The organism is Xanthomonas sp. 4461 (assembly GCF_024806475.1).
In the GTDB taxonomy this organism is placed as follows: domain Bacteria; phylum Pseudomonadota; class Gammaproteobacteria; order Xanthomonadales; family Xanthomonadaceae; genus Xanthomonas; species Xanthomonas arboricola_F.
Genome location: NZ_JANTYV010000002.1, coordinates 896150 through 919838, shown reverse-complemented (window position 1 = coordinate 919838; position 23689 = coordinate 896150). Strand labels below are relative to the sequence as shown.

The 23689-nt window shown below is 66.7% G+C and carries 17 protein-coding genes and 1 other RNA gene; 15 read left to right on the top strand and 3 right to left on the bottom strand.

Annotated elements, in window-relative coordinates; all coding sequences use genetic code 11:
- Nucleotides 1-97: 97 nt before the first annotated feature.
- A non-coding RNA gene (locus FHY19_RS11665) (sX9 sRNA) lies at nucleotides 98-173 on the bottom strand.
- 401 nt (nucleotides 174-574) lie between these two features.
- Between FHY19_RS11665 and FHY19_RS11660 the strand changes: the two genes are divergently transcribed.
- The 6 genes from FHY19_RS11660 (at nucleotide 575) to pbpC (ending at nucleotide 10317) form a co-directional block, all read left to right on the top strand.
- Complete coding sequence (locus FHY19_RS11660; RefSeq protein WP_259166229.1) at nucleotides 575-1825, top strand: efflux RND transporter periplasmic adaptor subunit; 1251 nt, start codon at nucleotides 575-577, stop codon at nucleotides 1823-1825.
- Nucleotides 1826-1843: 18 nt separating this feature from the next.
- Nucleotides 1844-2611, top strand: a complete 768-nt coding sequence (locus tag FHY19_RS11655; RefSeq protein WP_259153119.1) for an ABC transporter ATP-binding protein — start codon at nucleotides 1844-1846, stop codon at nucleotides 2609-2611.
- Nucleotides 2611-5052 (top strand): ADOP family duplicated permease, encoded by a 2442-nt coding sequence (locus tag FHY19_RS11650; protein ID WP_259166227.1) that lies wholly within the window; start codon nucleotides 2611-2613, stop codon nucleotides 5050-5052. Before FHY19_RS11655 ends, FHY19_RS11650 begins: the two co-directional genes overlap by 1 nt.
- Before the next feature lie 157 nt (nucleotides 5053-5209).
- A complete protein-coding gene (locus FHY19_RS11645) occupies nucleotides 5210-6601 on the top strand; it encodes a sigma-54 dependent transcriptional regulator (protein ID WP_259166225.1) in 1392 nt (463 codons plus the stop codon).
- 799 nt (nucleotides 6602-7400) lie between these two features.
- Nucleotides 7401-7904, top strand: a complete 504-nt coding sequence (locus FHY19_RS11640; RefSeq protein WP_259166376.1) for an ATP-binding protein — start codon at nucleotides 7401-7403, stop codon at nucleotides 7902-7904.
- Nucleotides 7905-7920: 16 nt separating this feature from the next.
- Entirely contained in the window at nucleotides 7921-10317 is a 2397-nt protein-coding gene (gene pbpC, locus FHY19_RS11635; RefSeq protein ID WP_259166224.1) for a penicillin-binding protein 1C, read from the top strand.
- 451 nt (nucleotides 10318-10768) lie between these two features.
- Here pbpC and FHY19_RS11630 read toward each other — a convergent pair whose 3' ends face one another.
- Both FHY19_RS11630 and FHY19_RS11625 read right to left on the bottom strand, forming a co-directional pair.
- A complete protein-coding gene (locus tag FHY19_RS11630) occupies nucleotides 10769-11329 on the bottom strand; it encodes a ferritin-like domain-containing protein (RefSeq protein WP_046963150.1) in 561 nt (186 codons plus the stop codon).
- 42 nt (nucleotides 11330-11371) lie between these two features.
- A complete protein-coding gene (locus tag FHY19_RS11625) occupies nucleotides 11372-11854 on the bottom strand; it encodes a peroxiredoxin (RefSeq protein ID WP_259153122.1) in 483 nt (160 codons plus the stop codon).
- A 162-nt stretch (nucleotides 11855-12016) separates the two neighbouring features.
- Between FHY19_RS11625 and FHY19_RS11620 the strand changes: the two genes are divergently transcribed.
- The 9 genes from FHY19_RS11620 to FHY19_RS11580 all read left to right on the top strand — a co-directional run bounded on the left by FHY19_RS11620 (nucleotide 12017) and on the right by FHY19_RS11580 (nucleotide 23561).
- Nucleotides 12017-12493 carry an Hsp20/alpha crystallin family protein gene (locus FHY19_RS11620; protein WP_259153124.1) on the top strand — a complete coding sequence of 159 codons (477 nt, stop codon included), beginning with the start codon at nucleotides 12017-12019 and terminating at the stop codon, nucleotides 12491-12493.
- 397 nt (nucleotides 12494-12890) lie between these two features.
- Nucleotides 12891-13790 (top strand): DnaJ C-terminal domain-containing protein, encoded by a 900-nt coding sequence (locus tag FHY19_RS11615; RefSeq protein WP_259153125.1) that lies wholly within the window; start codon nucleotides 12891-12893, stop codon nucleotides 13788-13790.
- 432 nt (nucleotides 13791-14222) lie between these two features.
- A complete protein-coding gene (gene pilH, locus FHY19_RS11610; protein WP_008578169.1) occupies nucleotides 14223-14609 on the top strand; it encodes a twitching motility response regulator PilH in 387 nt (128 codons plus the stop codon).
- 475 nt (nucleotides 14610-15084) lie between these two features.
- Nucleotides 15085-16227, top strand: a complete 1143-nt coding sequence (hflK, locus tag FHY19_RS11605; protein ID WP_259166221.1) for an FtsH protease activity modulator HflK — start codon at nucleotides 15085-15087, stop codon at nucleotides 16225-16227.
- Nucleotides 16224-17087 carry a protease modulator HflC gene (locus FHY19_RS11600; RefSeq protein WP_259166219.1) on the top strand — a complete coding sequence of 288 codons (864 nt, stop codon included), beginning with the start codon at nucleotides 16224-16226 and terminating at the stop codon, nucleotides 17085-17087. The genes hflK and FHY19_RS11600 overlap by 4 nt, the downstream gene beginning before the upstream one ends.
- Nucleotides 17088-17843: 756 nt before the next feature.
- Complete coding sequence (locus FHY19_RS11595; RefSeq protein WP_259166218.1) at nucleotides 17844-18308, top strand: transposase; 465 nt, start codon at nucleotides 17844-17846, stop codon at nucleotides 18306-18308.
- A gap of 499 nt (nucleotides 18309-18807) precedes the next feature.
- Nucleotides 18808-18993 (top strand): DUF2065 family protein, encoded by a 186-nt coding sequence (locus FHY19_RS11590; protein WP_259166217.1) that lies wholly within the window; start codon nucleotides 18808-18810, stop codon nucleotides 18991-18993.
- A 437-nt stretch (nucleotides 18994-19430) separates the two neighbouring features.
- On the top strand, nucleotides 19431-20723 hold the full coding sequence (locus tag FHY19_RS11585) for an adenylosuccinate synthase (RefSeq protein WP_259166215.1): 1293 nt from the start codon (nucleotides 19431-19433) through the stop codon (nucleotides 20721-20723).
- A gap of 174 nt (nucleotides 20724-20897) precedes the next feature.
- Nucleotides 20898-23561 carry a M1 family metallopeptidase gene (locus FHY19_RS11580; protein ID WP_259166212.1) on the top strand — a complete coding sequence of 888 codons (2664 nt, stop codon included), beginning with the start codon at nucleotides 20898-20900 and terminating at the stop codon, nucleotides 23559-23561.
- Nucleotides 23562-23689: the final 128 nt, after the last annotated feature.

Below are 23689 nucleotides of genomic sequence, written 5' to 3'. Positions count from 1 at the left end.
ACACGAGGGCCGCAGGCTGAGCGCAGCTAACCGCTGGGTCTTATCGGGCACGCAGGCGCCAGATCGTACTGCGATGACATCGAGACGTTGAGAAAACCGCCGACACACTTGGCCAGCAGTCGTCAGGTGGGCGCGGACAGCAGGCTCAGAACCGGAGTGGACAAGCGGTCCATGCCGCACCGAGCATCGTCCGCGTCCGCCTGGCGGTGAGCGCATCCGTTGGTCAGCCGCGCTAAACCGATCACGCTGCGGCCGATGTCTGGTAGATGAGCTACATCACCGGCGCCACGCGTCTCGATGAGGCGGGGCGGTCGTGCTCGATAAAGCGAGATGCAGCACGCCGTTGCCGACATGACATGCGCAGCTTGCACTGGCGTGCGCCAGCAGCATCTGCGGATCCCGGTCTGCACCACGCTGCCGCGCGCATGCATGGACAGGCCGCGCCACTGTCCGGTATCGGAGGTGCATGTACGGAATCGTACAGCGCAGTACGCGCTTGGAATCGGCGATCGCGTTGCAAATCAAGGCGTTGCGGTCGGCGACTACATGGCACGCGTCCTGCTGTCACCTTGGCATGGATATCGCCAAGTCTCCCCGTCGTTTTCGTCTGCGCCGCCTGCACGTGAGTGTGCTGGTTGGTGGCGCCGTGCTGCTGGCTGCCGGGATCGCCGCCGTGGGCCTTGGCCGCGCCAGCCCCCGCGTGGAGCGTGCCAGCGTGTGGATCGGTACCGCCGAACGCGGCGATATGTTGCGCGAGATCCGCGCCACCGGTGTGCTGGTCCCGCGCGACACGCGCTGGATCACCGCTGGCGCGCCGGCCACCTTGGAGCAGGTGCTGGTGCAGGCCGGCAGCCGGGTCGAAGCAGACACGCTGATCCTGCGGTTGCAGAATCCCGAGCTGGTGGCCAACCAGGAAAAGGCCACCGCCGCGTTGGCCGGCGCCGAGGCGGAGGTGGCCGCCGCACGCACTGCACTGGCTTCGCAACTGCTCGATCAACAGGCGCTGCAGGCGCGGGCCAGTTCCGATTGGCGCATTGCCGAAGTCAAGACGCAGGCCTATGAGCGCGCGCATGCGGCCGGTGTCATTTCGGCGATCGAATTGCGCGAGAGCCAGATCACCGAGGCGCAGCAGCGCGGCCGCGCGCAGATCGAACAGCAGCGCGTTGCGGCATTCCGGCAGAACATGGCCGCCCAGTTGCGTGCGGCGCAGGCACGTCGCGACGAGGTGGCCAGCAGCCTGGCGATCGCGCGTCAGCAACTGGCCGCGCTGCAGGTGCGTGCCGGCATCGCGGGCATCCTGCAACAGGTCGACGTAGAGCCTGGGCAGCAGGTGGCTGCAGGGGCCAAGCTGGCCCGGGTGGCGCGGCCGGATCAGTTGCTGGCGCGGCTGCAGGTGCCGGAAGTGCTGGCCAAGGATCTGTTGCTGGATCTGCCGGTCAGTGTCGATACCCGCAACGGTCTGGTCGCCGGCAGCGTGATCCGTATCGACCCTGCGGTGCGCAACGGCAGCGTCAGCGTGGATGTGCGCTTCGTGCAGCCCTTGCCGGCCGGCGCCCGGCCGGACCTGTCGGTCGATGGCCGCATCCGGCTCGGCATGCTGCGCGATGTCATCAGCGTCGCGCGCCCCGCGCTGGCCGCGCCGAATTCATCGGCCGCACTGTTTGTCGTGCAGCCCGGTGGCGATGCCGCCGTCCGCGTGCCGGTGCGGTTTGGCGCCGTCTCCAGCGACCGTATCGAAATACGTGCCGGGCTCCGGCCCGGCGACCAACTCATCCTGTCCGATACCAGCCAGTGGGCAAGGTTTCCACGGTTACGTCTACGCTAGACCTTCAAGGAGAGCTCCATGCAGCCCACTGTTACCCCCGCCGCTCCGCTGATCCGCCTGCACGGATTGAGCAAGGTATTTCACACCGATGAGGTGGAAACCCACGCGCTTGCCGAGATTGCGCTGGAGATCGCGCCGGGCGATTTTGTCGCGATCACCGGGCCTTCGGGCTGCGGTAAATCCACGCTGCTGTCGATCCTGGGCCTGCTGGATGCGCCCAGCCACGGCGACTACCTGCTGCAGGGCCGCAATGTCGCCGATCTCACTGCCCGCGCACGTGCCCGCGTGCGCAACGACCATATCGGCTTCATCTTCCAGGCCTTCAACCTCATCGCAGACCTTACCGTCGAAGAAAACGTGGCCTTGCCGCTGACCTACCGCGATGGCATCGGGACTGCCGCGCTGCGCCAGCGGGTGCGCGAGGTGCTGGAACTGGTCGGCATGCACCACCGGCAGCGGCACTATCCCGGCCAGTTGTCCGGCGGCCAGCAGCAACGCGTGGCGGTGGCGCGCGCGCTGGTGGGGGAGCCGGCGATCCTGCTCGCCGACGAGCCCACCGGCAACCTCGACACCCGCAACGGCGAGTCGGTGATGCAGTTGCTGGAGCAGCTCAATCTCACCGGCACCACCTTGTGCATGGTCACCCACGATCCTGCGTTTGCGCGCCGGGCCTCGCGGATCGTGCACATGCTCGACGGCCGCATCGTCGACGAAGACACCTTCGAGCGCATTCGCCACGAACACGACAGCGTCTTGCCGACGCGGGTCACGGAGCCATCGCCGTGATGGCGCACGCGCTGCTGTGGCGCGAAGCCAGGCAATCGTGGCGGGGCCTGTTGCGCCGGCCGGGCTATCTGCTGCTGGCCAGCCTGACGCTGGCCCTGGGCGTGGCGACCACCACGGCCGTATTCGCGCTGCTGGACCAGGCGCTGCTGGCACCGTTGCCGTTTCCGCAGGCCGAACAATTGGTCACCCTGGGGCGCCCTTCCGAGCAGGGACGCAACGTGGCAGGGCCCGGCTATTACGCGCCGCTACGCCGCCTGCCGGGCCTGTCGGCCACCGGGATGCTGCGTGCCTGGCCGTTGCCGATCAATATCGCCCGCGGCGACAGCGCCGACGTGGTGCAATCGATCAGTGCGGACCGCGGCTTTTTGCAGACGCTGAGTGTCCGCATGGCGGCCGGGCGCAACTTCGACGATGCAGAAAATCAGCCAGGTGGTCCGTCTGCGGTGATCCTGAGTTACCCATTCTGGCAGCGCTATTTCGGCGGCGACCCGGCGGCAGTGGGGCACCTGTTGCAGGTGGAAGGCCGTGCGGTTCCGGTGGTCGGGGTGTTGCCGGCGCAGTTTCCGTGGGCCGAGCCGTTCGATCTGATCCAGACCATGCAGCCGGACCTGGCCACCACCAATCTCTCCACCAACGAAATCATCGTCGGGAGGCTGAAGCCGGGCGTGCGCCCGGAGCAGGCCTCTGCGCAGGTGGCAACGGCCCTGGAGGCCGCACTGCGGACCAACCCCGGCATGACCGATACCTGGTTTCAGGAGCTGCAGCGGCATCCCGCCAACGCGTTGCCGCTGAAGAACGCGCTGTATGGCGCCAATAGCGGCAACATGCTGTGGCTGTTCTTTGCCGCCGCAGGGTGCGTGCTGGTGATTGCGGCGGTGAACCTGCTCAGCCTGATGGCGTTGCGTGCACTTGGCCGCAGTCACGACAGCGCGGTGCGAGCGGCGCTCGGTGCATCGCTGGGTCGGTTGAGCCTGCCGGCGCTGGCCGAAGGCGTCTTGATCGGCCTGATCGGCAGCCTGGGTGGCGTGCTGCTGGCGTGGATCGGCCTGCGCCTGTTGGCCAGCTGGGTGCCGGTGATGTGGTTGCGCGGCGACAGTGCGCATCTCACCGGTGGCAGCGCGCTGTTTGCGCTGTTGGCAGGGATCGGCACCGCCGTGCTCGCCGCCGCGCTCGGAGTCGCGCGCAATCGCAACCGCAACCTGGTGCTGGAACTGGTCGGCGGGGGGCGTGGCGGATGGAGTCTGCAGGCCGGGCGATTGGCGCGTGCGTTGGTGGTGGTGCAGGTGGCCATTGCCGTGGTGTTGCTGGTGGGGGCGGCCTTGTTTGCACGCTCGTTGCAGCAACTCTCGCAGGTGCCGATGGGGTTCGAGAGCAGGGCCGCAGCCATCTTTACCCTGGCACCGGTCAAGCAGCGCTACGCCACGGCGGCGGACGCGATGGAGCAGGCGCGCCGCATCGTCGAACGCTTGCAGCGCGAGCCCGGAATCGCGCTGGCAGGCGTGTCCACCAATCCACCCACCACCACCCAGCTGAGCTGGAGCGTGTCGACCGCGCAGGCGCCGTCGTTCAATACGCAATACCGCCTGGTCACGCCGGGATTTATGGAAGTCTTTCGGATCCCGCTGCTTGCCGGCCGCGCGATCGGCAGCAAAGACAGCGCAGGCGCCGAAAAGGTCTGCCTGGTCAGCGCGTCGTTTGCGCAGCGCTATCTGGGCGATGAGGCCATCGGCAAGCAGGTCGTGCTGGAAGATGACGGCAACAATCAGCGCGTGCCCATGCGTGTGGTGGGCGTTGTCGGCGATGTCCGCCAGGCCGGGCCGGCCGAGCCTGCGCCCCCCATCGTCTATCAACCGTTGGCGCAGATGAGCGATGCGATGTACCAGATCCTGCGCAGCTTCGGCGGCCTGACCTACGCGGTGCAACTGCGTGCGCAGGCGCAGCGTGTGGACGAGCGCGCGTTACGCGCCGCCCTTGCCGAGGTCGCTCCGCAACAACCCATCGCCGACCTGCAATCCATGCAAACCGTGGTGGCCACCACCACCAGCGACCAAAAGCTCAACCTGTTGCTGGTGGGCCTGTTTGCCGGGCTGGCCTTGCTGCTCGCCGTGGTCGGCCTGTACGCAGTGATGGCGGTGGCGGTGACCGCGCGGCGGCACGAGTTCGGCGTGCGTGCCGCGATGGGTGCCTCGTCCGCGCGCTTGCTGGGCCAGGTGTTGCGCGAAGCGGCGCTGCAGCTGGGCCTGGGACTGGCGATCGGTCTGGGCATCGCCATGGCGCTATCACGCGTGTTGCAGCGGTTCTTGTTCGACGTGCGGGTGGCCGATCCCCTGGCCATTGGTGGCGTGCTGCTGGCACTGGGTCTGGCGGGCCTGCTCGCCGCGTTGGTCCCGGCCTGGCGCGCGGCCTGCGTCTCGCCGATGCAGGCGTTGCGGCTGGAATGAAGACAGGCACAGCTCCACCGACACGCGGGCAGGCCGCATGCACGATGCGGTCGGGCACGCATGCGGCCGCCTGCGCGCTGGTGTCCGCTGCCCGCGCATTGCGGGCGTGCGCATCGCGCCGCGTCGCGATCCTGCGCATGGCCGCTAGACTCTGCGCATGACGGTTCCTTCAACTCCCTTATCCCGCATCCTGGTGGTCGACGACCAGCCCGACGTCCGCGAGGCGATGCGGCTGCTGCTCAAGAGCGCCGGCTACGGCATGGTGGGCGCGGAGTCGCCGGAGATCGCGTTGGGTTGCCTGCGCGGCGATACCTTCGCCGCAGTGCTGGTGGACATGAACTACCGTCGCGACACCACCTCTGGCGAAGAAGGGCTGGGCTTGATCGCGCAGATCGCCGCGCAGTGGCCGGGCTTGCCGGTGGTCGCAATGACGGCCTGGGCGAGCGTCGGCCTGGCGGTCAACGCCATGCAGCATGGTGCGGTGGATTTTGTCGAAAAGCCCTGGCAGAACGCGCGCGTGTTGAGTGTGCTGGAGAGCCGCATCGCGCTGGACCGTAGCCGCCGCAGCGAGCGCCGCCTCAGCCAGGCGCAGGCGTTGCGGCTGCAGGAGGCGGCCGGCGGTTTTATCGCAGAATCGCCGGTAATGCAGCGTCTGCTCGACGATCTGTCGCGCATCGCCAAGAGCGACGTCGGCGTGCTGTTGCTCGGCGAAAACGGCACCGGCAAGAGCGTGGTGGCCGACCTGCTGCATCAGTGGTCCGAACGGCATGCGCAGCCCCTGATCAAGGTCAACGTCGGTGGGCTGGCCGCCAGCGTGTTCGAGTCGGAGATGTTCGGCCATGTGCGCGGCGCCTTCACCGACGCGCGCCAGGACCGCAGCGGGCGTTTCGAGCTGGCCGATGGCGGCACGTTGTTTCTCGACGAAATCGGCAATCTGCCGCTGGAACAACAGGCCAAGCTGTTGCGCGCCATCGAAGACGGCGAGTTCGAACGGGTGGGCGCCTCGCGCACCCAGCGCGTGGACGTGCGCATCGTGGCGGCAACCAACGCCGATCTGGAGGCGGATGTGGCTGCCGGACGCTTCCGCCAGGATCTGCTGTATCGCCTCAACACGTTTCAGGTACGCGTGCCGCCGCTACGCGAACGCCATGAGGACATCCTGCCGCTCGCCAGGCACTACCTCGCTGCGGCGTGCACGCGTTATCGGCGCGCCCTGCCCACGCTGGCCCGCGATGCCGAGCAGGCCTTGCTCGGCTATGCATGGCCGGGCAACGTGCGCGAACTGGCGCATGCGATGGAGCGCGTTGCGCTGCTGGTCGATGGCAGCGTGATCGGTGCCCAGGACCTGCGCATGCGTACCGCGGCCCAGGACACAACGACAGTCGCGGCACGCATGACCCTGGATCAGGCCGAGGCGCTGCTGTTGCGCACCGCGCTGGCCGACCAGCAGGGCAACCTGCAGCGCGCCGCAGAGCAACTGGGCATCACCCGCCAAAGCCTGTACCGGCGCATCGGCAAACACGGGCTACGTGGCGACGATGTCGGGTAAGCCACTGCGCTGGCAAGCGTGGTGGGTGGCGGTGCCCGCGCTGCTTGCACTGGCGGTGGTGCTGTGCGTGGGAGCGCCGGCACCCACCGAGGCCGCGCTGTTGCTCGCCTGCGTGCTCCTGCTCACCGCGGCGGTGATACGCCTGCGTCGGCGCCGTGATGGTCACCGCCAGCGCACGCTGGCCGGATTGCTGGACGCATTGCGCGAGGGCGACTACAGCGTGCGGGCCGTCTCGGTCGCCGGCAGCGATACCATGCTGTTCGCACGTTTCAATTTGCTGGCGCAGCGCTTGCAGGACGAGCAGCGCGACGTGCACGAAAGCCTGCAGTTGTTGAGCAAGACCTTGGCAGCGCTGGACGGTGCGGTGTTCGCCTTCGAGCAGGACTGGCGCCTGCGCCTGATCAACCCGGCCGGCGAACGTTTGCTGGCAGCCGCTGCCGACACACTGCTCGGTTGCTCTGCCGAGTCGCTTGGCCTGTCGGAGTTGTTCGCGGTGCCCTCCGGAAGCATCCACGTGCAGACATTTGCCGGCCAGCAAGGGCGCTGGCAAGTGGGGCACGCGGCCTTGCGCAGCCGCAGCCAGGCCGGTCATCTGTTGGTGCTGCAGCCGATGGAGCGCGCATTGCGCGATGAAGAGGCGCAGGCATTCCGGCGCTTGCTGCGTGTGCTCAGCCATGAGATCAACAATTCGTTGGCGCCGATCGGCTCGATCGCCGACACCCTGGCGCGCATGGTGCCGCCGCCGGCAGCGGTGGTGGACGCGGAGCTGCACAACGATCTGCGCGGCGGGCTGGCGGTGATCGAACAGCGCAGCGTCGCGCTGCAACGCTTCCTTGGCGGCTATGTACGCCTGGCACGCCTGCCCCCACCGAGCGTGATGCCGATTGCATTGCAGCCCCTGTGCGCGCGCGTCCAACAGCTGCTCGACGACCCACGGCTGTGCATCGACATAGCGCCTGCGCTGCAGGTGCAGGCCGATGCGGATCAGCTGGAACAGGTGCTGATCAATCTGGTGCGCAATGCGCTGGAAGCTGGTGGACAGGCACAGGTCTGGCTACGCGCGTGGCCCGGCGACACGGACGCCCGGATCGAGATCGTCGACGGTGGTGCCGGGCTACCGCCCAGCGACAACCTGTTTGTGCCGTTCTTCACCACTAAGCCCGGTGGCTCCGGCATCGGGCTGGTGCTGTCGCGGCAGATCATCGAGGCGCAAGGCGGCAGTCTGAGTCTGCATGCACGTATCGATGCGCCTGGCACAGTGGCCGAAATTCGTGTGCCGCTGCATGCTTTGCGCGATGGATGATCGACGCACCGACACGATGAGCACCACGACACAGGACAGTGTGGCCGGGCACAAGGCAGTGACGCCCAAACGCAGCCGCCGCTGGCGACAGTGGCTACGCTGGAGCGCGGCGGCCGTGCTGGCCACGTTGCTGGTGCTCGACCTGGCCTTCCCGCTGCCGCTGCCCAAATCGCCCGATACCTCGACGCTGGTGGTGGCGCGCGACGGCACGCCGTTGCGCGCGTTCGCCGACCGCAATGGTGTCTGGCGCTATCCGGCCAGCCCGGAGACGGTGTCGCCGCTGTATCTGCAGGCGTTGCTGAACTACGAAGACCGCTGGTTCTGGCGCCATCCCGGGGTCAACCCATGGGGTTTGTTGCGTGCCGGCGGGCAGTGGATGGGGCAGGGACGCATCGTCTCCGGCGGTTCGACTTTGACCATGCAGGTGGCCCGCATCCTGGACCCGCACACGCGCACGCCGTGGGGCAAGGTCAAGCAGCTACTGCGTGCGCTGCAGCTGGAAGCGCATCTGAGCAAGCGCCAGATTCTCACCCTGTATCTGGAGCGCGCACCTTACGGCGGCACCATCGAAGGCGTGGAGGCGGCCAGTTGGGCGTATCTGGGCAAGCCGGCCAAGGCGTTGTCGCAGGCCGAAGCGGCGTTGCTGGCGGTGCTGCCGCAATCGCCCAGCCGGTTGCGCCCGGACCGTCACCCGGAAGCGGCGCAGCATGCGCGCGACAAGGTGCTCGACCGCATGGTGGAGCTGGGCGTGTGGTCGCGCGCGCAGGTGGACGATGCCCGCATCGAGCCGGTGGTCACGCGCTCGCTCAAGCCGCCGCTGCATGCCGCGCTGCTGGCGCAGCGTCTGCATAGCGCCCAACCGCATGCCGCGCGCATCGTGACCACGCTGGATGTGGAGCTGCAGCGCACGCTGGAAGAACGCGTGGCCACGTATTTTTCGCAATTGCCCGAGCGCACCTCGGCCGCCTTGCTGGTGGTCGACAACGCCAGCATGGAAGCGCGAGCGTATGTCGGCTCGGCCAGCTTCGGCGATCGCAAGCGCCTCGGTCATGTGGACATGGTGCAGGCCTGGCGCTCGCCCGGCTCCACCCTCAAGCCGTTCCTGTACGGCATGGCGCTGGACGATGGCCTGATCCATTCGGAAAGCCTGCTGGTGGATGCGCCGCAAAGCTTCGGCAACTACCGGCCCGGCAACTTCGATGCGGCCTTCAACGGGCCGGTGGGTGCGGCCACCGCACTGCGGCTGTCGTTGAATGTGCCGGCGGTGGATCTGCTCGATCGCATCGGCCCGGCACGCTTTGCCGCACGGCTGTCCAATGCCGGCATCGCGCTGCACTTCCCGCGTGGCAGCACGCCGTCGCTGGCGTTGATCCTGGGCGGCACCGGCGCGCAGTTGCAGGAACTGGTGGGCGCGTTCGCGTCGCTCAATCGTGGCGGTATCGCCGGACGCGTGCGCTACACGCCGGACGATGCCCGGATCGACCGACGGCTGATGTCGCCAGGTGCGGCCTGGATCGTGCGCGAGATCTTGCAGAGCAATCCGCGCCCCGGCTACGGCAGCGGCACCTTCGACACCGCCGCGCGCCCAAGTGTGGCCTGGAAGACCGGCACCAGTTATGGCTACCGCGATGCCTGGGCGATCGGCGGCACGCGGCGTTATACCGTCGGCGTCTGGGTGGGCCGCCCGGATGGCACGCCCTTGCCGGGCCAGTACGGTGCGGTGACCGCATTGCCGTTGATGTTCGAAGTCATCGATGCATTGCCGCGTAACGCCGGCGACAGTGCGCCGCCACCGATGCCGGCCACGGTGCAGGCGAGGGAGATCTGCTGGCCCCTTGGTGGCGCGCTGGAGCAGACGCCGCCGGACCTGTGCGCACGCCGTGCCGAGGCCTACGCACTGGACGGCGCGTTGCCGCCCACCTTCGCCGAACGCGATGCGCGCCTGTGGCAAAGCGGGCGGTTGCAGTTCGAAGTGGACGCGCGCAGCGGCCAGCGCCTGTCGCAGGAGTGCACGCAGCCGCACGTACGCACGTCCCGTGCATTGGCGCGCTGGCCGGCGCTGCTATCGCCCTGGCTCAGTGCGGCAGAACGCACGGCCGCACAGTTGCCGCCACTGGCAGCGGACTGCCTGCCGGACGGGCGCATGACCGGCGGCGGCGTGCTGCGCATCGACGGGCTGAGCGACCGCGCCACGTTGGCCCGCGCAAACGACACCGCACGCCCGGTACGCCTGCAGTTGCGCGCGCTCGGCAGCGAGGCGCGTATCGACTGGCTGTTGGACGGTCGCTGGATTGCCCAGACCGACGGACGCCAGGGATTTCAGCGCGACTTTGCCGAAGTGGGCGCGCACACGCTCACCGCCATGGCCAGCGACGGCGCCTGGACGCAGGTGCGGTTCCGCGTCTTGCGTTGAGTGGGAAAGTCGCCGCGCACGTTGGCGTTAGCTGAGCGCAATTGGGCGTTATCGGTAAGGCCTCGTCGCGCCCGGGTGCGCTCCTACGGTGGGCAGGGTTGTGCTGCCGTCCGCACCTGCTCTCAGATACGAGCAGGGCGCTCAATGGCACCGTCTTCAATGCGGTATCCATATCGGCGTTGTACGGCCAGGCAGGCCAGCAGACGCTCACCGCGATGGCGATCGGCAGGTGTGAACAGAGCGACCTGCACGTAGGAGCGCACCTGGGCGCGATGGGGCGTTGTCGGTAAGGCTTCGTCGCGCCCGGGTGCGCTCCTACGGCGTGGGTGTGGGATGGTTGTGGCTGCCGTCCACACAAGCCGCCAAGAAAACAGGGCGCCAATGGCGCCCTGTTTTCTTGCATCTTCAACAGCGTCGTCGCATCGGCGCGATCGGCACCGATGCAACACACTTACTCGCCGATCCAGCCTTCCAGCATGTCGGCAAATTCGTCGGCGTGCTCTTCTTCCTGGGCCAGGATGCTTTCCAGGATGCGCTTGGTGGTGGTGTCCTTGTCGCCGATGAAATCGATCATCTCGCGATAGCTGTCGATGGCGATGCGCTCGGCGATCAGGTTCTCCTTGACCATGTCGCGCAGATCGGTGCCTTCCTTGTATTCGGCGTGCGAACGCTTGGTGAGCGTGTCCGGATTGAGGTCCGGCTCGCCACCCAGCTGCACGATGCGCTCGGCCAGCTTGTGCGCGTGCGCCTGTTCCTGCTGCGCATGTTCCAGGAACTCGCCCTTGACCGCGTCGGCAAGCATGCCCTTGGCCATGAAGTAGTGGCGGTAGTAGCGCAGCGTACACACGTACTCGGTCGCGAGCGCGGTGTTGAGCAGTTCGATCACCTTCTCGCGATCGGCGTGGTAACTCTCGGTGATGGCGCCGTCTTCGATGCTCTGGCGTGCGCGTGCGCGCAAGGTGGCGGTATCGGTGATACCGGCGGAGGTTTTGCTGGCTGGCTGATCAGACATGGCTGGCCGTTTTCCTTCTGAGTGGACGGGGGAATCGCTCTTTCAATCTGGCAGATGCTGCAGCACGTAATCGGCCGCAGACACCTTGAACTCGCCGGGCTCTTCGACGAACAAGGCCTTGACCACGCCGTCGTCGGCATACAGCGCGTAGCGGCGCGAACGCAGGCCCATGCCCGAACCGCTCGCGTCGATTTCCAGGCCCAGCGCGCGCACCAGTTCGGCGTTGCCGTCGGGCAACAGGTGCAGGCCATCGGGAATCAGCTGGCTGCGCCCCCAGGCCTGCATCACGAACGGGTCGTTGACGGCGGTGCACAACACTTCGATCCCGCGTTTGCGGAACTCCTCGAAGTGCTCCACATACCCCGGCAGGTGCTTGGCCGAGCAGGTAGGCGTGAATGCGCCCGGCACGGCGAACAGCAGGACCTTGCGGCCGGCGAACAAGCTATGCGTGTCGACCGCTTCGATGCCTTCGCGCATGCGCTTGAGCACCACTTCGGGAATGCTGTCACCAACGGCGATGGTCATGGTGCTGGGCTCCTGTGGCTGAACGGATTCTAGAAAAGGGCAGGGGAAAAGCGCGTCAACGCGCTTGAAATCCGCAAGGCCACGCCTATCTGACGCACATGGCCGGCGCGGCGGTGCATGCCGCAGTCGCCGGCCCCTCACCCAACCTTTTGGAGGCTTGCAATGAACATCGTTCGTTATCCCCAGTGGCCCACGCACGCCCTGCAAAACGAGATCAAGCACGTGTTCGATCGTTTCTTCGAACAGAACAGCGATAGCGACGAATCGGCCGTGGTCACCGCCCAGTGGGTGCCGCGTGTGGACATCAAGGAAGAGCCCAACCACTTCGTACTGTATGCCGACCTGCCGGGCATCGACCCCAGCCAGATCGAGGTGCAGATGGACAAGGGCATCCTGTCGATCAAGGGCGAGCGCAACAGCGAGTCCAGCACCGAGACCGAGCGCTTCTCGCGCATCGAACGCCGCTACGGCAGTTTCCACCGCCGCTTCGCGCTGCCCGATAGCGCCGATGCCGACGGCATCACGGCGGCCGGTCATAACGGCGTGCTGGAAATCCGCATCCCCAAGCGCCCGGCAGCGACCCCGCGTCGTATTCAGGTGGGCAACGGGCACGACACCAGCGGCAGCACGGTGCAGTAAGCGCCAGCACGCGCAGCGGCGGCTGGTCAGGGCCAGGGCTTTGGGGTGTGCATGACACCCGGGCCCGGGTCGCCAGTTGCAGGCGCCCGGCAGCGCGGCGCGCTGCCGGGTACGTGCTGTCAGGCAATGGACCTGGAGCGGGGTCGCCGACTTCGCTCCCCGGCGACGGCCGCGCCGTAGAATAGGCGCGGTCGCCCGCCCGGCTGCGAAGAGATCGGCCAGCAACCCAGTTGCGTGACCGCCCCGCGGGCGCGGTTGGTGTCTGGAATCGTCAGGTACGGCACGTATCTGACGATTCCCACCCCCGCGTCACGCATGGCCGTCCCAACCCGGTGTCTGCCTCTCGAACTGGCTCGTGGCCCTGGCTGCGGGCCGTTTTTTTTCCAGAGGTGAACAGATGGAATTCAAGGATTACTACGCAACGCTGGGCGTTGAACCCAGCGCAGGCGACGCGGAGATCAAGACCGCCTACCGTCGATTGGCGCGCAAGTACCACCCCGACGTCAGCAAGGAAGCCGGCGCCGAAGACAAGTTCAAGGCGATCAACGAAGCCTACGAGGCGCTGCGCGACCCGCAAAAGCGCAAGGCCTACGACCAGTTGAAGGCGCAGGGCTATCGTCCGGGCGACGAGTTCCAGGCACCGCCCAGCTACGGCGGCGGGCAGGGCTTCGACTATGAAGAAGTGTTCGGCAACGGTGGCGCCGGTGGCGGCTTCAGCGACTTTTTCGAAAGCCTGTTCGCCGGCCAGCGCGGCGGCCGTCCACGCGGACCCGGTGCCGGTCCTGGTGCAGGCGCCGGTCCGCAGGCGCGTGGCGATACCCGCGCCAAGCTGGCGGTACCGCTGGAAGCGGTGCATTCCGGCGACAGCGTCCGCATCACCATCAACGGCAAGCAGCTGGACGTGCGCGTGCCCAAGGGCGTGCAGCCCGGCCAGGTGATCCGCCTGAGCGGGCAGGGCAACGGCGGCGGCAATCTGCTGCTGGAAATCGAATATGCCGCGCACCCGCAGTTCGAGGTGGACGGGCGCAACATCCTCTACACCCTGCAGGTCATGCCCTGGCAGGCGGCGCTGGGCACCACCATCAGCGTGCCCACCCTGGGCGGCTCGGTGGAGTTGAAGGTGCCCGCCGACTCGGAGGCCGGCCGCAAGCTGCGCCTGCGCGGCCGCGGTTTGCCGGGGACCACCCCGGGCGATCAGATCGTGGAGCTGGAAATCCTGGCTCCGGCGCCCACCGACGACGCCCAGAAGAAGGCCTATCGCAACCTGGCCAAGGCCTTCGGCGAGACGGTGAGCTGAGCCGATCAAGGCAAGCCGGATGCTTCGCTTGTCATGCGGCAAAGCAGGCAGGTGCCCTCCCGGCGAAGGAGTCAGCCAGATCAACCCCTCTCCCGGCGGGAGAGGGGTTGGGGGGATGGGACGTGGGCCGGTCGTACAGCCGTTGACGTCTCTCTGCGCCATCGCAGTGCGGCCGCACCCTCATCCTGCGCTGCGCGACGCCGGCTCCCCATGAGAAGGCAATCGGAATCGCCGTCCGGTGAGTCCTGCGTTGAATCCGGTGTGTGCCGTCCGACGTACTACTTCCGGCGACTCGAAGAGACAGCGCGTCAGTCCATCGTGGATCGCGACACTCATCGGCCAGCAATCGCAAATCGCCAAGCAGTTGGCCAGGCCCAGCTACCGCAAGCGCAGCCTTGGCACTACACTCGCCGCGCACACTAGGGGAAACACATGGCACGCATCTTGATCGTCGACGACTCGCCGTCGCAGCTGCTGGGGATTCAGCGCATCGTCGAGAAGTTGGGACACGAAACCATCACCGCCACCGATGGCGCCGCCGGCGTGGAAGCGGCCAAGGAGTCGCTGCCGGATCTGGTGTTGATGGACGTGGTCATGCCCAACCTCAACGGCTTCCAGGCCACGCGCACGCTCAAGCGCGAGCCCACCACCCAGCACATCCCGGTGATCCTGGTGACCACCAAGGATCAGGACACCGACCGCATGTGGGGCATGCGCCAGGGTGCGCGCGCCTACATCACCAAGCCGTTTTCCGAAGACGAACTGCTGGAAGTGATGGAACGGGTGTTCAACCAGAAGGACGAACCACCGAAGGCGTGATCGCTGCCATTCCGCAGCGACCGAGCTGAAAGTCTCCGACGGGCAGGCGATGGCGTCCGGCGTCATCGCCGCACCGAGTGGCAAGCGTCTGGATGCCAACGGCTACCGCCAACTGCCCACTGTGGGCTTGTCCGCGCCTGCCATGGGATGCGTTCGGTGCGGCGTGGTGCGTCGGCCACGGGTGGTGTGTTCGAGCAAACCTCCCGCCAGCGGAGCGGCCGGCTCCGCGCCTTCGCTGTTGGCGTTGTTCTCGCGCGTCGAGGGCTCCTGCCGAGCCATCACCTGCCGGCGCTACCTCGTCTCCAACCCGCTAACACCGGCCGACCCCTCGATTCACCCCGCCGGCTAAACCGTCGATGCACCAGGTGGGGCCTTTCAAAACGGCCGGTCTGCCCCATCTAGTAGAATCGGCGAATCAAACAACACGGCGGCACTGCGGGACTGGCCCGCACAGCCCCTCGATCATGGAGCGTGCATGGCCTGGAACACACCCGGCAACAAGGGCGGAGACGGCCCGGATCCCAACCGTCGCAGGTCCTGGGGCCCGCGCGGTGGTGGCGGCAACGGTGGTGGCTGGGGCAATCTGCCCGCGCCGTTGAAGGAGCTGTTCGACGGCGGCGTCGGGCGCTGGATCCTGGTCGCGGTGGTGCTGATGGTGCTGTTCTCCAGCTTCCAGCTCATCGGCGAGCAGCAGCGTGGTGTGGTGCTGCGCTTCGGCCAGTTCTCGCGCATCCTGCAGCCAGGCCCCAGCTTCAAGTTGCCCTGGCCGATCGAATCGGTGCGCAAGGTCAACGCGACCGAGATCAAGACCTTCAGCAATCAGGTGCCGGTGCTGACGCGCGACGAGAACATCGTCAATGTCTCGCTCAACGTGCAGTACCAGATCAGCGACCCGCGCAAGTACCTGTTCGGTTCGCGTAATGCCGATCTGGTGCTGGAGCAGGCCGCGCAAAGTGCGGTGCGCGAGCAGGTGGGGCGGTCGGACCTCAATACCGTGCTCAACAACCGCGGCCCGCTGGCGATCGCATCCAAGGATCGCCTGCAGCTGGCGCTGGATGCCTACAACACCGGCCTGGCCGTGACCGGCGTGACCCTGCCCGACGCGCGTCCGCCGGAAGAGGTGAAGCCGGCCTTCGACGAGGTCAACGGTGCCCAGCAGGTGCGCGAGCGCCTGATCAACGAAGCCCAGGCCTACGCCGCCAAGGTGGTGCCCGAGGCACGCGGCCAGGGCGCACGCACCCGCACCGGCGCCGAAGGCTACAAGCAGGCGGTGATCTCCAAGGCCGAAGGCGACGCCGACCGCTTCACCCTGCTGCAGGAGCAGTACGCCGGTGCCCCCGAGGTCACGCGCAAGCGCCTGTGGCTGGAAACCGTGCAGAAGGTGCTGTCGGAGAACCGCAAGGTGATCGGCAGCGACGGCCGCCAGGTCATCTATGTGCCGCTGCCGGCCGATGCCGGCAGGGCTGCCAACGCTGGCGGCAACGCGGGCACGGGCGGGATGCCGTCGATGGTGCCGCAGGACGTGCTGTTGAATCCGCCGCAAAGCGCCACCAGCGAGGCCATCCGCAACCCGGAACGCGGCCCGCGTCCGACCGGCCGTGAGGGAACCGAACAATGAAGAATTCGCTAGTCATCGGCCTGATCGTTGCCGTGTTGCTGACCCTGATGGGCTCGGTGTTCGTGGTGCGCGAAGACCAGACCGCCATGGTGCTCAACCTGGGCCGCGTGGTGCGTGCCGACCTCAAGCCCGGCCTGCACTTCAAGATTCCGGTGGTGGAATCGGTGCGCGTGTTCGACCGCCGCTTCCAGGTGCTCGATACCGCCCCGGCGCGTTACTTCACTGCCGAGCAGAAAGACGTGAGCGTGGACTTCTTCGCCATCGGCTACATCTCCGATGTGCGTGCGTTCTATCGCGCCACCGGTGGCGAGGAGTCGGTGGCAAATTCGCGCCTGGCACCGATCATCACCGACTCGCTGCGCAACCAGATCAACTCGCGCACCCTGCAGCAGCTGGTCTCCGGCGACCGCAGCGAATTGATCGCCAGCCAGCTCAAGGGCATCAACGGCGCCATCAAGGGCCTGGGGATGCAGATCACCGACCTGCGCATCAAGCAGATCGACCTGCCGACCGACAGCCAGGTGATCACCGACGTCTACGAGCGCATGCGCGCCCAGCGCAAGCAGGAAGCCAGCAAGCTGCGCGCCGAAGGCGAAGAGCAGGCGCTGACCATCCGTGCGCAAGCCGACCGCGAAAGCACGGTGATCAAGGCCGACGCCGAACGCGATGCGCAGAAGTTGCGTGGCGAAGGCGATGCCGACGCCGCACGCATCTACGGCCAGGCCGGAGCGAAGGACCCCTCGTTCTACGCCTTCTACCGCAGCCTGGAGGCCTATCGCGAATCCATGACCGACGGCAACGGCGTGATCGTGCTCGACAAGAACGACCCGTTTCTGCAGTACCTCAAGAGCGATCGCTGATCGCTCTGCTTGACCAAAAAAACGCCCGCGCAACGCGGGCGTTTTTGTATGGCGCTTTCCTGCCGACCGAGCAGATACGCGCCCCCAGCCGTAGGAGCGCACCCGGGCGCGACCGCTTTACAGGTAATGCCCGTCGCGCCCAGGTGCGCTCCTACGAGGTGCTGCGTGTCGGGGTGTTGATCTGGTGGTTTCGTGGATCGAATGATCGTGCTTCGGACGGTCTGCAGATCTGGCGAGGCTCGCCACATCGCCTGGTAGGAGCGCACCCGGGCGCGACCGCTTTACCGGGAATGCCCATCGCGCCCAGGTGCGCTCCTACGAGGTGCGGCGTGTCGGGGTGTTGATCCGGTTGCTTCGTGGATCGAATGATCGTGCTTCGGACGGTCTGCAGATCTAGCGAGGCACGCCACATCGCCTGGTAGGAGCGCACCCGGGCGCGACCGCCTTACCGGCAATGCCCGTCGTGCCCGGGTGCGCCCCTACGCGTGAGGCACGTCTGCCAACGGATCGGGCGCATGGCATGGCCTTTCGTGGAATGCCACGTTGATGGGCATGTCCGGAATCGGCAAATGCCTGGCGCCGCTCTCGCATCGTGTTGGTCAGACTCGTTCCGCTAGGTGCGCACCTGGGCGCGACGTGTCTTACCGGCCGCCCCCACGGATTGCCGTTGACAGTCAGTCGCCACATGGATCCCCCTAGCATAGAACGCGGCAATCGCCGATATCCCGCATTGTCCAAGGCCGTGAGCATCGCGCCATGGCCAACATCGACTCTCCAGGGCATCGCGCGCTGCGCCGCGGCAGGCAGTCTTCGCCCAACAGCGTTTACCTGCTGACCACCACGACATGGCAGCGTCGCGCCGTGTTCGCAGATTTTCTGCTTGCAGCACCCGCCTGCCGGGCATTCACCTCAGCAACGCCTTGCGATGCCAGGCTGCTGGCCTGGGTGTTGATGCCGGATCACGCACATTGGCTGTTGCAGCTGGGGAGCGTCACCTCGTTGGCCGACGCCGTCTCCCGCATGAAAGCGTGCGCAGCGCGTTCGGTGAACGATCAGCGGCAGCATCACGCACCGGTCTGGAGCCGCAGCTACCACGACCACGCATTGCGCAAAGACGACGACCTGCACGCAGCCGCGCGTTACCTCATCGCCAATCCGCTCCGGGCCGGGCTGGCCACCCACATCGGTGATTATCCGTTCTGGGACGCAATCTGGGTTTGAGCAAAACCATTGCGTGCCCACTGTTTGCCGTACCCCGCACGTAGGAGCGCACCTGGGCGCGACGGCTTTACCGGTAAAGCCCGTCGCGCCCAGGTGCGCTCCTACGAGGTGCTGCGTGTCGGGGTGTTGATCCGGTGGTTTCGTGGATCAGGTGATCGTGCTTCGGACGGTCTGCAGATCTAGCGAGGCTCGCCACCTTGCCACGTAGGAGCGCACCCGGGCGCGACCGCCTTGCCGGGAATGCCCCGTCGCGCCCGGGTGCGCTCCTACGAGGTGCTGCGTGTCGGGGTGTTGATCTGGTGGTTTCGTGGATCAGGTGATGTGCTTCGGACGGTCTGCAGATCTAGCGAGGCACGCCACCTTTCCGCGTAGGAGCGCACCCGGGCGCGACCGCTTTACCGGTAATGCCTGTCGCGCCCGGGTGCGCTCCTACGCGGTAGGGCGGTCGGGTGGCCGAACCGGCACACTGTAGTCCCCCATTGTTGTCCTGGTGCTGTTGATGCACGAGTTTCTGTCAGCGTTGTGCCTGATCGCCGTTATCGAAGGTTTGCTGCTGTTTACTGCGCCCACCGCCTGGAAACGGATGGTGGAGCAGTTGTTCAGCCTGCCCACTGCGCAATTGCGTGCCATCGGCGGCGTCACGCTGCTGCTGGGCGTGATCGCGTTGTTGGTTGTGCGTCACTGAGCGAGTGGTCCAGTCCGACCGCAACGGCAGCGTAGGAGCGCACCTGGGCGCGACGGTTTCACCGGTAATGCCTGTCGCGCCCAGGTGCGCTCCTGCGACCCACGATGGGCGGTTGGGATTGTCGCTGTGGTGATCCGTCCGGGCTAGGGACCGGCAGCGCCAGGAGCACCCGGCAACCGCCGCCCGCTGCAATCTGACCAGTCCCCGTTCTGCCGCCCCGGCAGGGGTAGTGCACGTCACCCGAAACCCGGATAATGCACAAAAGCCGGCCGGGCACGCTCCAACCAGAGCACCCCGTTCGGCTTTTTCCGTGTCCGGGCTGGTCGCCGCTGCAACGCTCCCCGATGGAGCCGCGCGCAAGGTGGCGCCGTCAGCCCCGAACCGGTCCCATCCCGCGGCCCCGATGGCTGCAGCAAAACTTTAGGAGTCCACCCGTCATGGGTCAGTCAGTTGTCGTGCTCGGTGCCCAGTGGGGCGATGAAGGCAAAGGCAAGATCGTCGATCTGCTCACCGAAGAGATCGGTGCGGTCGTCCGCTTCCAGGGCGGCCATAACGCCGGCCATACGCTGGTCATCAACGGCAAGAAGACCGTCTTGCATCTGATCCCGTCCGGCATCCTGCGCGACGACGCGCTGTGCCTGATCGGCAATGGCGTGGTGATCTCCCCGGCCGCGCTGATCAAGGAAATCAGCGAGCTGGAAGGCGCCGGCGTGGAGGTGCGTTCGCGCCTGAAGATTTCGCCGGCTGCGCCGCTGATCATGCCGTACCACATCGCGCTGGATCAGGCGCGCGAAAAGGCGGCCGGCGGCAAGGCCATCGGCACCACCGGCCGCGGCATCGGCCCGGCGTACGAAGACAAGGTGGCCCGCCGCGGGATCCGCATCGCCGACCTGCATTACCCGCCGCAGCTGGAAGAACTGCTGCGCACCGCGCTGGATTACCACAACTTCGTGCTGACCAAGTACCTGGGCGTGGACGCGGTCGATTTTCAGAAGACCTACGACGAAGCGCTGGCGTTCGGCGAGTACGTGCAGCCGATGAAGTACGACGTGGCCGGCATCCTGCACGATCTGCGCAAGCAGGGTAAGCGGGTGCTGTTCGAAGGCGCGCAGGGCGCGTTGCTGGACATCGACCACGGCACCTATCCGTACGTCACCAGCTCCAACACCACCGTGGGCGGCGCGCTGGCCGGCACCGGCGTGGGCGCCGACGCCATCGACTACGTGCTGGGCATCGCCAAGGCCTACGCCACGCGCGTGGGCGGCGGCCCGTTCCCGACCGAGCTGGACGACGAAGTGGGCCAGGGCATCCGCGACCGCGGCGCCGAGTACGGCGCCTCCACCGGCCGCCCGCGTCGCTGCGGCTGGATGGACATCGTCGCGCTCAAGCGTGCGGTGGCCATCAACGGCATCTCCGGCCTGTGCATCACCAAGCTCGACGTGCTGGACGGCATGGAAAAGCTCAAGGTCTGCATCGCCTACGAATACCGCGGCAAGCGCACCGAATACGCACCGCTGGATGCGCAGGGCTGGGAAGAATGCACCCCGGTGTATCTGGAGTTCCCGGGCTGGACCGAGAACACCCACGGCATCACCGTGTGGGACGAGTTGCCGCCTGCCGCACGCGCCTACCTGCGCGCGCTGGAGGAGCTGGCCGGCTGCCCGATCAGCATCGTCTCCACCGGCCCGGACCGCGACCACACCATGGTGCTGCAGGACCCGTTCGCCTGATCGGCTGAGGCTGCACACCTCATTGCGCAACGGCCCGGCTTGTCCGGGCCGTTGGCGTTTGAGGATTACTGAGATTTGGCATGACTTTTGGCGGTGCCTGCGTGCACTGTTCCGGCGGATCATCCGCGGCCTGACGCCACCGCGTGCCCACTTCGCCCACATCGAGAATTTTCCATGCGTCTTCCCCTGGTGACCGCCATCGCACTGGCCCTGGTCGGTACAAGTCCGGCTGCCTCCGTCTTCGCAGCTGCGCCCGTGCCGCAGAGCGCCGACGCCGCCTCCATCACCACCCAGTTGCCGCGCACCGCCAAGCCCACGCATTACGCAGTGGAGATCACTCCGCATGCCGACAAGATGCTCTTCGACGGCAAGGTCGCCATCGACATCAGCGTGCTGCAGCCCACCGACCGCATCGTGTTGCAGGCGGCCAACCTGAGCTTTGCGCGCGGCACGCTCACGCAAAAAGGCGGCAAGCCTCACACGGCCAAGATCAGCACCGATGCCGAGGCGCAGACCGCCACGTTCGCGTTCGGCAAGCCGCTGGCAGCGGGCGAGTACGTGCTGTCCATCGATTACAGCGGCGTGATCAACACGCAGGCCAACGGCTTGTTCGCGCTGGATTACACCACCGCGCAAGGTGCGCGCCGCGCGTTGTTCACCCAGTTCGAAAACTCCGATGCGCGCCGCTTCATTCCTTCCTGGGACGAGCCCAACTTCAAGGCCACTTTCGACCTGGCGATCAATGCGCCGGCCGGGCAGATGGCGGTGAGCAACATGCCGGTCGCCTCGTCGCGGCCGGGCGCAAACGGGCGCACCCGCATCGCGTTCCAGACCTCGCCCAAGATGTCCACGTACCTGCTGTTCGTCAGCGTGGGCGATTTCGAACGCGCCACCGTCACCGCCGACAATGGCACCGAGATCGGTGTCATCGCGCAGAAGGGCAAGGTGGACCAGGCGCAATTCGCACTGGAATCCGGCCGCGATGTCTTGCACGAGTACAACGACTACTTCGGCATCCCATACCCGCTGCCCAAGCTGGACAACATCGCCGCGCCCGGGCGCAGCCAGTTCTTCAGCGCCATGGAAAACTGGGGTGCGATCTTCACCTTCGAGTACTCGTTGTTGCTGGATCCGGCGGTGTCCAACATCGATACCAAGCAAGGCGTGTTCACCGTCGCCGCGCACGAGATCGCGCACCAGTGGTTCGGCAATCTGGTGACCATGGCGTGGTGGGACGACTTGTGGCTCAACGAAGGCTTCGCCAACTGGATGGAAGCGCGCACCACGGCAAAACTGCATCCGGAATGGGACATCGACAAGACCGGCCCGGCCAAGAAGAGCCGCTTGGCCATGCGGCGCGATGCGTATGTGACCACCCACCCGGTGGTGCAGCACGTGGCCACCGTGGAGCAGGCCAGCCAGGCCTTCGACGCCATCACCTACGCCAAGGGCGAGGCGGTGATTGCCATGCTGGAAGACTACGTCGGCTCGGATCACTGGCGCGAAGGCGTGCGCAGTTACATCAAGCAGCATCAGTACGGCAATGCGGTGACCGACCAGTTGTGGCAGCGGATCGACGCCGTGGCACCGGGCAAGCAATTCACCCAGGTGGCACACGATTTCACCCTGCAGCCGGGCGTGCCGTTGATCAAGGCCAGCACCCGCTGTGTGGGTGGCCAGACCACGGTGACGCTGGAGCAGGGCGAGTTCACGCTGGACCGCCCCGACAAGCAGCCGTTGCGCTGGCATGTGCCGGTGGTCGTGCGCAGCGGCGACGCCACGCCGGTGCGCGTGCTGGTAGACGGCACCGCCCAGGTGCAGGTGCCGGGCTGCGACGCAGCGGTGGTGGTCAACGCCGGGCAAAAGGGCTACTTCCGCACCTTGTACGCGCCCGCACAGTTCAAGGCGCTGACCAGCAGGTTTGGCGCGCTACCGGTGGTGGACCAGTTGGGCGTGTTGAACGACACCGACGCACTGGCCGACGCGGGCGTGCAGACACAGTCCGATGTCTTGGATCTCACCGCACAGGTGGCAGTCGGCGCATCGCCCGACGTCTGGGACATGGTGGCCAGCATCTACGACGGTGTGGATGGCAGCTTCGAGCATGACCCGGCTGGGCGCGCCGCGTGGCGTGCCTATGCAGTGCCGCGGCTGTCGGCCGAATTCGCTACGCTGGGCTGGGACAACCGCGATGGCGACTCGGCGCAGATCCAGCAGTTGCGTACCCGCCTGATCGCCAGCCTCAGCGACATGGGAGATGCCGCAGTGATCGCCGAGGCGCGCCGGCGCTTTGCCGCTTTCCAGGCCACTCCCGCATCGCTGTCGCCGGAGCTGCGTGACAGCGTGCTGGGCGCGGTTGCGCGCAATGCCGACACCGCCACCTGGGACGCCTTGCATGCCTTGGCCAAGCAGGAAACCTCCTCGATGGTGCGCGACACCTATTACGATTTCCTCTCCATGCCCATCGACGAGGCGCTGGCCAGGCGCGCGCTGGCACTGGCGTTGACACCAGAGCCGGGCGCCACCACCGGCGCAAGCATGATCGACCGGGTCGCCTCCCAGCATCCAGAGCTTGCCTTCGATTTCGCGGTGGCGCATCGCACGCAGGTGGATACCCTGGTGGACTCCACCTCGCGTGCCCGCTACTACCCCGGCCTGGGCATGGACTCGGCAGAGCTTGCCACCGCCGACAGGATCAAGGCCTATGCCGACCAGTACATCGCGCCGACCTCGCGGCAGGCCGCGGACAACGCCATCAACACGATCCAGACGCGGGTGAAGCTGCGGGCGGCCTCGCTGCCGCAGATCAAGGCGTGGTTGAAGGCGCGCAAGCGCTGAGCGTTGCAGTCATCGCAGCACAGGAAACAGCCCGGCCTTGCCGGGCTTTTCTTTGCCGCGCTGCCGGCCACCGGGAGGGTGGGGGAGGCAATCGACAGACTGGAAATCAATCCGCCGATCGGCCTGTT